Below are 12051 nucleotides of genomic sequence, written 5' to 3' on the forward strand. Positions count from 1 at the left end.
ACATCACCCTAATTAGTACCACTGAATATTACTCTGTGTCTGGCTTCTCTGCTCCCATTTCAAGTCTTGCAAAATGCTTGCGTTGGCACGAATGGTAAAGTTGTAGTATTTCCACTGCCCGAAAGGAGACAGACTGGCCGACATGCTGAAACAGTGCAGGTCACGTGTGATATTAAAGGTGGTCTGTACTATCTTCTTTGCTTCAAAATCGTAACCGGAGTTAAAGCTCACCGCCCACTTATTGGAAAGTTTTATATTACCCGAAGCGCTCAAGTTATGAGTATAACGGTAAGGATAGCGCATTTTTTTCCGATTGATAGGCTTGCTACGGTCTTCGGAAATATTAAAACTATAATTGAAATTCAAAGACCAGGGCATCTTGAACACCTGATAACCATCGGCATCCACCGCTGCCTTTTCCACTTTCTTCTTGGGAATGCCGCTCTCATCGGAACTTGCTTCCGCATCTTCCCCTTCCTCGGAAGAATTTTCCTTATCTTTCTCCTTATCGGCATCCTTAGTGCCGCTCAGCTTCTCTTTCCACTTTTTCCATGTTTCGTTATTAAACGTATAGCTAAAGGAAGAACCGTATCCCTGGAAAATACCGAAACGTCCGTAGGACCATTCCGTACGGTCATTCTCTACCACATTTCCATTCTTATCGAACTTATAACCGTATGTCTTGAATGAAGAGCTCATACTGAACGTGTAATTCTTGCTCAACTTCAAACGCAAATTCAGCCCAAGGTCACCCCAAGGACGTGTCGCAGCCGCCATATTGTAATTAATATTAGCTCCCAACTCGTCAATCAGACTGATTTTCTTAATCGTATCCTTCTTACTGCTGTAATACTTCATCTCCAGGTTGTTGGAGATACTGAAGGTTATATTTCCCTGCTTACCTCTTCCCGGCACATCAAACGCCTGACCGGCATAGGGAGAATAAACCACCGTATCCCGTCTTCCGTCCGCATAATTCTTGATATAGGAGTCGTAATAACCGTAGCGCGAGGAACCAAAATCAGGTGCGGCACTTATGCTCACCGACGGGGTTATGACATGGCGGATCTGTATCTTCTTTTTAGGAAAGAATATAGGATTATACATACCGTATATCTTCGTATTGATACCCAGGCTGGCTCTGTAATCATACACACGGTGAAAACCGTAAATCGTATCAGTAGCCACTTCCCTGCCGCTTCCTCCGGCATTGGGATCCCAGTCTTTCATGACCTTGCGCGTATACCAGCGTTCGGTATAGTTGACAGAAGGCGTTACATTGAAGTACTTGAACAATGTGAAAGTAGCGCTGATGGGTATCTCATGCTTCATACCGTTTTTCCAGTCCTTTATCAGATTGGATTTAAACAGCAGGTTGTCTTTGGTCTGGATACTGTTGGTCAAACGCCCCGTATACCGGATGGAAATCTTCTCATACCATTTTTCTTCACCCGCCGCTTTCTTACGCTTAAAAGGGTAAAGCGTAGACAAGGAGATATTCAAGTCGGGCAGAGTGACATTGACCGAGGAGTCCTTCATAGTCTGTGCGATATTGGTGGTTGCCGCAATCGTCAGTTTCCTGTCGAAGAAATAACGGGAATAACTGATACTTGAAGTTTTTGTATTCTGCGACATGGCATTCGAATTGTACATATTGCCGATGTTGGTACGCTCATAACTACTGGTAGCAAAGTTCACGCTGGCAGAAAATGTCTGATTCGGATTGGCCTTCGCATCCTGTCTGTGAGACCATACAATCTTGAAGTCCTTAGCCACAGAATAATCCGGTAATCCTTTATCACCGGTTTTGGTTACCTGGTAGCTTGCCTGAAACAAGCCCGAATATTTGTACCGTTTGATATAATTGGACTCGGCATTCAAAGCCCAGGAACCTTTCGTAAAAATATCGGCACGCAACTTCAAATCCATCTTGTCACTGATGGCAAAGTAATATCCACCGTCCGTCAAACCGAAACCGCGGCTGGAGTCATCCATATAGGTAGGCATGAGGAAACCCGACGAATAGCTGCTCGAAAACGGGAAGAAAAAGAACGGCACGGCAAGCGGCAAAGGCACATCCTCCACCACCAGATAGGCAGGTCCGGTCACTACATTCTTTTTGGGGCGCACTTTTGCGTAAGTCATCTGCATATAGAAGTGGGGGTGCTCATGGTGGTCGCAGGTCGTGTATCGGCCACTCTTCATATACAGTTCGTCATTAGCGCCTTTTTTTGCATTGTTTCCGGTTACATATCCTTCGCCCTGCTGGCTGACTACATTACTTATAATACCCTTCTTACTCTTGAAGTTATAGCGAATCGTATTAGTCTCGTATGGGGTTTCTCCATCCTTGAAAACCGGTGTTCCCTTCTTCACACCCAACGAATCCTCCACTCCATGGGCATAAACCGTGCTACTATCCATATTCATGGTAATAACATCCGCCGCCAATTCTATCTGCTGATAGTTTACTTTTCCCTGACCATAGAGATGCGCATATCCGCCTTGAGTAAATACGATGGAATCGTTTGCCTCATAAGTCACCGGAGCGTCCAAAGGCTGTTTCTTCTTGCCAGAAGCAGCCAGCGTATCCATCCGCAAAGAATCGGGTTGCAAGGTATCGCGCATACCTCTCCTATGAGAAGATGCAATCCCCTGCCCCAGCGAATCACTCCGCAAAGAGTCCACTTGCTGTCTTCCTGGTGGTACAACACTGCGCCGACGACGTTGCGAAGCAGCCTCACCGGAAAGAAGAAGTAAGACGAATAGTAGTATGAATGATATGAATGTATTTGCTTTCAATGGCGTCATTAACTAATAGTTTACGCTTGAACGGGCAAAAGTACGTAATTTATACGGATAATCTCCCTTTTTAAAGAAATTTAGATTGCTACAAAAACAGTTTACACCAATAATCAAAGCGTTGCACGCCGGCTTTGCCATAACGCAGCAGGCTGTCACGCGCTTTCTCTACACTTTTTTCCCTGTCCAGATGTGTCTTGGAATAAAACTTATCTGCAAAACATACAACCTGCTCTTCCATACTTACCGGAAGCATGTCCCGGTGAGGAACAGGCAGATTTTGCGCAACAATATCCTCCAGTGCGAGACCGGCCCCCGTATGCCTTTCACAAACCAAGGCATGACGCGGATATCCTTCCGAACGCACCAGGTCCGCTCCCAGATAGCCATGACAGATATAGGGTTTGTCGCCAAAGCAATAAATGCCGTCGGCATCTGTCAGGAATATACCTATATCGTGCAACATAGCCGCTTCATACAGAAAATCTCTGTCCAAAGACAACTCCGGATGGCGGTCGGCAATCCACAAAGCCTTATCGGCCACAGAACGGCTGTGCGTCAGTAGGATATGCCTCAATTCATTGGCTTCCGGATAATATTTATCAATCAACCCTTGGGGACTCATTTTTATTTTTTGCTGAATTTATAAACAATGACTTTCCGGCGCAAATCGCAACTGCGCAGAGGAGTGCGGTATACTTCCTCCACCCGGTAGGTGTCTTCCGTATCCTGCAGGAACTGTTCTTGCAGTTCGTCCGTCACCAACACATAACCTTGGGCAGGGTTCAGTTTATCAAAGATACGCACCCGGTCGCCCAGATAATAATTTATACCATAGAACTTAACCCAGTCGGCATACGAATAGACCATACCTTGAGGTTCTAACTCGTTCAGGCGTACAGCCAGATGCCTGTCCGACTTCACCGCCAATATAGTAGGCTGATAAACGCCGTCCAACGACACAAATATACACAAAATGCAGCCAGCCGTACCATACAACAGCGAACGCGTGTCCGCACGCTTTACCAGCATATACAGCAAACAGCCGGCAGCTACAAGCGGCAGGAACACAATCAGCCATTTCGGCAGTGAGAGCTCCACCGTATGCAGTGCATTCACAAAAGCTATATTCTCGGCGGCATGCTTGCCTGTTCCCCAAATACTTTCGGGAATCATGTCCAAACGCACGGCAAAGAAAGTAACGGTAAGCAATATTGTCAATGCAACGAAAATCCAGGCAGAAATCCGGAATACTTTCGCGCCTCGTTGCACCAATGCCAGCAGGTATTCGGCAAGCAGCATTCCCATAAACGGATAGATAGGCAGCAGATAGACGCTACGCTTACTTTTGGGAATGCAATAGAAGATGAAAATCGTTAAAATCACCACCCACGCAAAAAGCTGCAACGGTGACTGAGAACGGAATTTGCACCACGCTTTCTTTAAACGTTCGCCAACGGAAGCACCTTCCGGCAGAAGATGTATCTTTTTCCATTTCAGTCCGAACAAGGAAATAAGCAGCACTAAAGTCCAGGGAACCCATCCCCAAATAATAGTCAGGAAGTTATACCACAACGGATTCTCGTGCGATGCATAGGACATTTTCCGGAAGAAACGTCCGGTATTTTCTTCCAGCATCAAATTGACAAACGCCTCTCCGCCTTGCTGATAAGCTGCCCAAAACCAAATGCCCAAAGGAATGAGGGACAGCAACCCGATGCCCAGCAATGAAAAGAAAGCCTTTCCGAACGAACGCCCGCGCAACAGCTGATACACCCCGATACCCAAACAGGGAAAGATAGAGCCGACCGGCCCTTTTGTCAATGTAGCGCATGCCATCAACAGTACGGCCAACCAAGGAATTCCTTTGCAATTCTTCTCATCCCATCGGAAAAGCAGACACAATGAAATCACGATGAGAGAAACTTGCAGCATATCAAGCCGGCAAGCTACCGCCGCACGGTGTACTTCAAAAGAGGACAAAAGAAGGATAGAGGTCAGAAATGCAGTCTTTACATCCTTGCGTTTGGCTACGAAGCTGAAGAATACCAACTGCATAGCCAGAAAAGCAAGCGCCGACGGCATACGTGCCGAGAACTCCGTAACTCCTCCCAAGACAGATGAAATGACGGCTATTGTCCAATAAAGGAAAGGCGGTTTATAAGCTATTTCCACTCCGTAATTCGTCGGGAGTATCCAGTTACCGCTTTCCAGCATGGTATATGCAACTATCGCCTCACGCGGTTCCCCTTTCGAATAGAATATGGTTTCCCCTAAAAAGGGAACCAGTACAAGTACACTTAACAGTGCAATAAACCAGAACGCTATCTTTCTGTCCGACATATATTTTCGTTTTTATATTTTTCCGGCTGCAAAAGTACGAAATATTCTACAACAATACCTAACTTTGCCGGCTCAATGATAGCGTAAACCTAAAATGAAGCATTTAAAAAGATTTCCCGAGTTCATACGTTTTGTCATGGTGGGTATCCTTGCAACCGCTTTGCACTACGGGATATACTTCTTACTGCAACGGTTCATCAATGTAAATATAGCCTATACCCTCGGCTATGCCCTGAGCTTTATCGCCAATTTCTACCTTACCGCATACTTCACGTTCGGCAAAAAGCCGTCATGGAGCAAGGCGTTCGGTTTTGGCGGAGCACATTTATTCAATTACCTGCTGCACATCGGTTTGCTGAATACATTCCTCTGGTTGGGACTCTCCAAAACCCTTGCCCCTATTCCGGTATTCGCCATAGCCATTCCGGTCAATTTCCTGTTGGTACGCTTCGTTTTCAAACGAAAAGACTGATATTTCTCAAATCAATAATTTTTAATTATAATATTTATCCCGGACTTCTCCGGAAAATAATATATTTGCAAAGTATTTACCATACACATTTGCGAAATGAAGAAAGTAACCCTACTGATTCCGGTCTACAACGAAGAAGCGATGCTCCCTACCCTATATCAGCGCTTGATAGAACTTATCAACCGCAACAGCACTTATGCATGGGAAATCCTATTTATCAATGACGGCAGCAGCGACCGGACACTCGATGTTATCCGCCAACTCCGACAAACGGACAGCAGGGTAAATTTCGTGAACCTCTCGCGCAACTTCGGCAAGGAAATCGCCATGCTTGCAGGCTTCGACTACACCACCGGAGACTGCTGCGTGGTAATGGATGCCGACCTGCAAGACCCTCCCGAACTTGTAGACCGGATGCTGCAATACTGGGAAGAAGGTTATGACGACATCTACGCCAAACGCCGCAACCGTGGCGAAGAGAGCTGGATGCGCCGCCGGCTGTCACTTGCCTTCTACAGCATCTTACAAAAGATGAGCCGGATAGATATCCTGCCGAACGTAGGAGACTTCCGCCTGCTCGACCGCCGCTGCGTACTGACGTTAAGACACTTGCGCGAACAGGAACGCTATACCAAAGGACTATTCTGCTGGATAGGCTACCGGAAGAAAAGCATAGAATTCGACCGGGGCGACCGCCTTGCCGGACACTCCTCATGGAGTTTCTTCAAACTGCTGAACCTGGCAATCGAAGGAATCACCTCCTCTTCCACCGCTCCCCTGCGCATTGCCACCGTTTGCGGTATCCTCTGTTCCATTTCCAGCTTTATCTACGCTATCTATTTCCTGATAAAGACCATCATATACGGCGACCAGGCCGCCGGTTTCCCCACCCTGATAGTCGTTATTCTGTTCCTAGGCGGCATCCAACTGTTCGCATTGGGCGTTATCGGAGAGTATATCGGACGTATTTTCAAAGAGACCAAAAGACGCCCTGCTTATATCGCATCGGATTACAATGAGAAGAAGTTGGGATATGACGAATAAATTACTATTGCCCACTAATTTCCGTATGGCTAAAGAGGCGGTTGCTCACTTTTCCGCTTCCGCCACAACTGATAGCTATTGAAAATATTTTGCCACATATTATATCTTAACTAACCTATCAAACTGATTATCATAGAAGAATTCCACCTATTACCAACTGTGGGTAACCAAAGGCTATTACCTGCCCCAAAAAGAAACAAGGCTTTTGCCTTACAATAGCTTTTTCAGTTCCTCAATGTCCGGCAAAGCGTTACGAAGCCGTTCCGGCATATCTTTAGAAGCACGGTATGTAGCAACTCCCATCGGTTTGTTATAATCACGAACGGCAAACTCTACAAAGGTCTGATTCATTTCTCTGCAAAGGATTATGCCGATAGAGGGATTCTCGTGCGGCTTTCTGATATATGTATCTAAGGCGGATAGATAAGTATTCAACTGCCCCAAATAAGATGTACGGAATTTTCCTGATTTCAACTCGACCGCGACCAGAGAATTAAGCTCCCGATTGAAAAAGAGCAAATCAATGAACATTTCTTCCCCTGCAACCTCCATGCGATATTGATTGCCTATAAAACTGAAATCTTGCCCAAAGGTCATGATAAACTTCTTCACATTGGCAACAATCGCCTTTTCTACTATCTTTTCATCTAAATCTTCTTCCTCTTCATTCAGTTCCTCCACATTAATGAAATCAAGCAAGTATTCATCTTTGAATGAACAAACAGCTTTTAGAGCTTGCTTAGTATCGGGCAATGTTTGTGCGAAATTATTAGGTAAAGTTCCCCGATGGTTGTATAGGTCTGCTTTTAAGTAATCCCTTAAAGTGTATTTACTCCAATAGTGAATGGCGCACTCATGTATATAAAACAGCCTTGCTTCCAAAGTCTTAGCTTTGGATATTATTTCGGTATGATGACTAAAGCCGATTGAAAGAAAATCAGACCAGTTAAATTCGTCAGCCAGTGGCTGGCGAATTACGCTCAACAGCAATTTTTCATCTAATATCAAATCGCCAGCCGCTGGCTGGCGATTTAAGACAGGCTCCCATTCTTCATAGAAAACTCGCATATTCTTTATATTCGAAACCGAAAATCCCCTTAACCCCGGCAATTCTTTTTGCAACAGAGAAGATATCTGTTCAATTGCACCTTTCCCCCAAAAGCCTGTACGGGAATTTTCCGATACATAACGTCCGATGCCGTAATAAAGAGATAGCTGTTCCTTGTTCACCGATGCGGCTGCACGGTACTGGCTGCGTAGAATAGCTTCTTTTATGGTCTTTACTGCTTCTATATAATTCTGATTTATATTCATTTGCGATTTGTTATATGCGACAAAAATAATGCCGGCGATTTCTTCTTCGCCATACTCATGTTTTTATATTGTTAACGATGGGGCAATATAGATATTATTTTTGTTACCCCATAGCATTTGAGTAACAAACTGGTAAGAGAATAAGGGAATTTATAGATTAAGTCAAGAAAACAAGCCCAACAAAAGGAATAACGCAGAAAATACCGCAATTACATATATCAATTGTTTGCATTAATTTACCAACTCTTTCTTTCTCTTTTTCCATAGTTGCCAGCTATTGAAAATATTTTGCCACAGCACATACGAACCCGGCCCTACGGAAGAGAGCGGATTCAAATAAGTATAGGACATCCAAATGGCAAGCACCGTATTCTTCTGTCCCAGCGCCTGTCCGCCACTGATACGGTCATTGTAATGCCCGCCGATTCTCTTGCCTAAATAGAATTGGACACAGCAGGCTGCCAAACCTGCTAAAGCAATCAGGACTTCCACAAACACCGGAGCATCACTGTTCGCCAACGAACGCACCGTCTGCCCCGATACAATGGCAAGCGCCACCGCCCATAAGTAGAAAGCAGCATCGTGGAACTCCAATAAGCATCTATGCACTTTCTTGACAAACACCCGCAGAAACCAGGCCATGAAGAAAGGCAGAAGCAACAGCGGAAACACCTTACTCAGTATTTTCAAGAAAGCCGCAAAAAAAGTAACATCCGCATGAGGTTCAACCCAAGGAAATACCAACGGAACAACCACCGCAGCCAAAAGATTGGACAACAATGTATACGTGGTAAGACTCGACGCACTTCCGCCCAGCTTACCGGTAATGACCGCAGCAGCAGTAGCCGTAGGACAAATAAGGCATACCATAGCCCCTTCAAAAACTTCCCGATACATCTCCTCCATCGGACAGCACACCAGCAAAGCCGCCACAATCAGACACGCCACCGTCTGAAACAGCAACAGCCAGCCATGCCATCCTTTCGGTTTCAAATCATGCACTTCTACCTTACAGAAGGTTAGCAGCAATTGGGCAAAAATCAAAGCCGGAGTCAGGAGAGCCACCAACCCGTTCAAACAAGGTTTCACCGGTGCAAACCAGGGAATTTTCGCAAAGAAGAAATATCCGGCCGTACCGGCAAGCATCGCCAAAGGCAATGTCCAATTCTTTATAAGACGAAGAAGCATACCTGTATCTACCAATTAATATTTGTGCGCAAAGTTACAGATATTATCAACAAATAGGCTCATCGCAGAAAATAAAAGGGAAAAAAGAGAAGCATTGACACAGAACGTAGTATTTTTAATTCGTTAGACAGTCGTCGCCCTTTCGTTAGACCCGGGTCATCCGTTCGTTAGACCTAGGTTGAACGAACGGATGACCCGGGTCTAACGAATTATGCACAGCCAACCGCCAAACAGAAGCAAGTATAGAAAACATGTAAATTTTGCAAATGCAAAGACTAAATCTCCCTAAAAAGAAGCTGTTACGAATAAAACTTGAAAGCAAAGTGTGAGTTTTCTATAAAATTACATTACTTTTGCAGGGCGATAATAGACCTTTGCGCTATCTTTGCAACGATATTTTAATATGAAACGATACAGACAACATATCTTATATATAAGCCTTTGCCTGGGACTGCTCATTGCTCCTTTTTGTTGCAGCAATATCGGGGCGAAGGATTTTGTTGTCGTTATCGACGCCGGACACGGCGGACACGACCCCGGCGCCATCGGCAGAATCTCCAAAGAAAAGAACATAAACCTGAATGTCGCACTCAAGCTCGGCAAGCAGATACAAAAGAACTGCCCGGATGTAAAAGTCGTATATACCCGTACGCGGGATGTCTTTATTCCTCTAAACCGACGCGCGGAAATAGCCAACGATGCCAAAGCGGACCTATTCATCTCAATCCACACCAATGCGCTTGCCAATAACCGGACTGCCAAAGGCGCATCCACCTGGACGTTAGGTCTTGCCAAATCGGATGCCAACCTTGAAGTTGCCAAACGGGAAAACTCGGTCATTCTTTACGAAAGCGACTATAAGACCCGCTATGCAGGATTTAATCCCAATTCCGCCGAGTCCTACATTATCTTCGAGTTCATGCAGGATAAATATATGTCGCAAAGCGTGCATCTGGCATCACTTGTACAAAAGCATTTCCGCAACACCTGCCGGCGGGTAGACCGGGGCGTGCACCAGGCCGGTTTTCTGGTATTGAAAGCCAGTGCCATGCCCAGTATTCTGGTCGAACTCGGCTTTATCTCCACACCCGAAGAAGAACGTTATCTAAACACGGATGCAGGAACCGGCACCCTTGCCGACGGTATTTTCCGTGCTTTCCTTACTTATAAACGGGAACAGGAAATCCGGTTGAACGGAAGCAGCCAGACCATTCTGCCGGAAGACCTGCCACAGCCGGAAGAGAAAACGTCCGCTCCTGCCGATGCCACACCCGAAACAGAGAAAAAAGCGACCGCCCGGAACAACAAACCGGCCCCCCAGCCTTCGGAAAAAGCAACCGTTGCGCAGACAGAGGACAAAGCCCCTGTGTTCAAGATACAGATACTCACCTCTTCCCGTCCGCTGGCCAAGAACGACAAGCGGCTGAAAGGATTGAAAGATGTGGATTATTATAAGGAAGGCGGCCTGTACAAATACACCTATGGCACATCTTCCGATTATAATAAGGTGTTACGCACCAAACGTTCAATTACGGCAAAATTCAAGGATGCTTTCATCATAGCCTTTAAAAACGGCAGGAAAGTAAACGTAAATACTGCCATCAGAGAATTTAAAAACAAAAGAAATAAATAAAATACATCATGAAGTATATTACCAAAGAAGTCAGAATTGGAATCGCAGGCATAGCAGCGCTTTGCATATTAGTATATGGTATCAACTATCTGAAAGGCATTCACATGTTCAAGCCTTCCAGTTATTTCTATGTCAAGTTCCATAATGTCAACGGACTCACCAAATCAAGTCCGGTCTTTGCCGACGGTTTCCGCGTAGGTATCGTACGCGACCTGTATTACGATTATACCCAACCCGGAAAAGTGGTTGCCGAAATAGACGTCAACACCGACCTCCGCATTCCCAAAGGCAGTACGGCGGAACTGGCCACGGAAATGCTAGGCGGCGTCAAGATGAATCTTCTTCTTGCCAACAATCCCCGCGAGAAGTATCAGGTCGGAGATACGATTCCCGGCACTCTCAACAACGGAATGATGGAGAAAGTGGCTACCATGATGCCGCAACTGGAAAAGATGCTGCCCAAACTGGATTCTATCCTCGGCTCTTTAAATACGGTATTGGCAGACCCCGCCATACCTGCCACCCTGCACAATGTGCAGAACCTGACCGCCAACCTGGCCGTAACCAGCGGGCAACTGCAAACATTGATGAATAAAGACATCCCGCAGCTCACAGGAAAGCTGAACACCATCGGAGATAACTTTGTTCTGATTTCCAACAACCTGAAAGAGATAGACTATGCAACAGCCATGCAAAGCATAGACTCAACGCTGGCCAACGTGAAGATGCTTACAGACAAATTAAACCGTAAGGACAATACAGTAGGATTGTTGCTAAACGACCCGTCGCTTTACAACAATCTGAATGCCACCACGGCAAACGCAGCGAGCTTGTTGGAAGACTTGAAATCGCATCCGAAACGCTACGTCCATTTCTCTTTGTTCGGCAAGAAAGATAAGTAGAAATTCCTCTTAAATAGATTTTGTCTAAATAAGAAGGCTCATTTGTTATTGGGAAAGAAACCCCTTGATAAGTCTACGTATAAAGGTAAAAAAGAGGTTTATACTCATGCTGTTTCCAATGGATGCAGCAGCTTGTGTATAGGCTATAATACACTACATTACAAGCTGTTACATAAAAGCAAGACTTCCAGCAAAGGCATAGGTTTCATACATCCCGATAAGTAGCTGAAAGTAAAGAGATTATTGTTTTCCTGAGAAATGCAAGAAAAGAGAGATTTGTTTTTTTCAAATAAGATTGCCAATTTTGCAAACGTAGAAGTTTTGCTTAATTAATAAATGTATTAGTAACCGTT

Annotated in this window: 9 protein-coding genes; 4 read left to right on the forward strand and 5 right to left on the reverse strand. The window is 45.3% G+C overall.

Going from position 1 to position 12051, the window contains the following annotated elements; all coding sequences use genetic code 11:
- Window positions 1-12: 12 nt before the first annotated feature.
- The 3 genes from NQ565_RS16915 to NQ565_RS16925 form a co-directional block, all read right to left on the reverse strand.
- Entirely contained in the window at window positions 13-2811 is a 2799-nt protein-coding gene (locus NQ565_RS16915) for a putative LPS assembly protein LptD (protein ID WP_040316216.1), read from the reverse strand.
- Window positions 2812-2890: 79 nt separating this feature from the next.
- Complete coding sequence (locus tag NQ565_RS16920) at window positions 2891-3427, reverse strand: HD domain-containing protein (protein WP_005657315.1); 537 nt, start codon at window positions 3425-3427, stop codon at window positions 2891-2893.
- Between the two features lie 2 nt (window positions 3428-3429).
- Window positions 3430-5145, reverse strand: coding sequence for an ArnT family glycosyltransferase (locus tag NQ565_RS16925; protein WP_005657316.1), 1716 nt, complete (start codon window positions 5143-5145; stop codon window positions 3430-3432).
- Window positions 5146-5239: 94 nt separating this feature from the next.
- Between NQ565_RS16925 and NQ565_RS16930 the strand changes: the two genes are divergently transcribed.
- Together NQ565_RS16930 and NQ565_RS16935 are read left to right on the forward strand one after the other, a co-directional pair.
- Entirely contained in the window at window positions 5240-5617 is a 378-nt protein-coding gene (locus NQ565_RS16930) for a GtrA family protein (RefSeq protein WP_005657318.1), read from the forward strand.
- Between the two features lie 96 nt (window positions 5618-5713).
- Window positions 5714-6661, forward strand: coding sequence for a glycosyltransferase family 2 protein (locus tag NQ565_RS16935; protein WP_005657319.1), 948 nt, complete (start codon window positions 5714-5716; stop codon window positions 6659-6661).
- Window positions 6662-6871: 210 nt separating this feature from the next.
- Here NQ565_RS16935 and NQ565_RS16940 read toward each other — a convergent pair whose 3' ends face one another.
- Both NQ565_RS16940 and NQ565_RS16945 read right to left on the reverse strand, forming a co-directional pair.
- The gene (locus NQ565_RS16940) at window positions 6872-7975 is read right to left on the reverse strand and encodes a PDDEXK nuclease domain-containing protein (RefSeq protein WP_005657321.1); all 1104 of its coding nucleotides are present in this window, start codon (window positions 7973-7975) and stop codon (window positions 6872-6874) included.
- Between the two features lie 231 nt (window positions 7976-8206).
- Window positions 8207-9163: a bile acid:sodium symporter gene (locus NQ565_RS16945; RefSeq protein WP_005657322.1), complete on the reverse strand. Its 957-nt coding sequence runs from the start codon at window positions 9161-9163 to the stop codon at window positions 8207-8209.
- A gap of 403 nt (window positions 9164-9566) precedes the next feature.
- Here NQ565_RS16945 and NQ565_RS16950 point away from each other — a divergent pair, with 403 nt between their 5' ends.
- Both NQ565_RS16950 and NQ565_RS16955 read left to right on the forward strand, forming a co-directional pair.
- Window positions 9567-10796: an N-acetylmuramoyl-L-alanine amidase family protein gene (locus tag NQ565_RS16950; RefSeq protein WP_005657324.1), complete on the forward strand. Its 1230-nt coding sequence runs from the start codon at window positions 9567-9569 to the stop codon at window positions 10794-10796.
- An 8-nt stretch (window positions 10797-10804) separates the two neighbouring features.
- Window positions 10805-11698, forward strand: a complete 894-nt coding sequence (locus NQ565_RS16955; RefSeq protein WP_005657325.1) for an MlaD family protein — start codon at window positions 10805-10807, stop codon at window positions 11696-11698.
- Window positions 11699-12051 lie beyond the last annotated feature (353 nt).

It is taken from the genome of Bacteroides stercoris ATCC 43183 (genome assembly GCF_025147325.1).
In the GTDB taxonomy this organism is placed as follows: domain Bacteria; phylum Bacteroidota; class Bacteroidia; order Bacteroidales; family Bacteroidaceae; genus Bacteroides; species Bacteroides stercoris.

Bases quoted from the DNA above. Each gene is read 5' to 3' on its own strand.
- NQ565_RS16915 (WP_040316216.1), bottom strand. From the start codon at position 2,811: ATGACGCCATTGAAAGCAAATACATTCATATCATTCATACTACTATTC.
- NQ565_RS16920 (WP_005657315.1), bottom strand. From the start codon at position 3,427: ATGAGTCCCCAAGGGTTGATTGATAAATATTATCCGGAAGCCAATGAA.
- NQ565_RS16925 (WP_005657316.1), bottom strand. From the start codon at position 5,145: ATGTCGGACAGAAAGATAGCGTTCTGGTTTATTGCACTGTTAAGTGTA.
- NQ565_RS16930 (WP_005657318.1), top strand. From the start codon at position 5,240: ATGAAGCATTTAAAAAGATTTCCCGAGTTCATACGTTTTGTCATGGTG.
- NQ565_RS16935 (WP_005657319.1), top strand. From the start codon at position 5,714: ATGAAGAAAGTAACCCTACTGATTCCGGTCTACAACGAAGAAGCGATG.
- NQ565_RS16940 (WP_005657321.1), bottom strand. From the start codon at position 7,975: ATGAATATAAATCAGAATTATATAGAAGCAGTAAAGACCATAAAAGAA.
- NQ565_RS16945 (WP_005657322.1), bottom strand. From the start codon at position 9,163: ATGCTTCTTCGTCTTATAAAGAATTGGACATTGCCTTTGGCGATGCTT.
- NQ565_RS16950 (WP_005657324.1), top strand. From the start codon at position 9,567: ATGAAACGATACAGACAACATATCTTATATATAAGCCTTTGCCTGGGA.
- NQ565_RS16955 (WP_005657325.1), top strand. From the start codon at position 10,805: ATGAAGTATATTACCAAAGAAGTCAGAATTGGAATCGCAGGCATAGCA.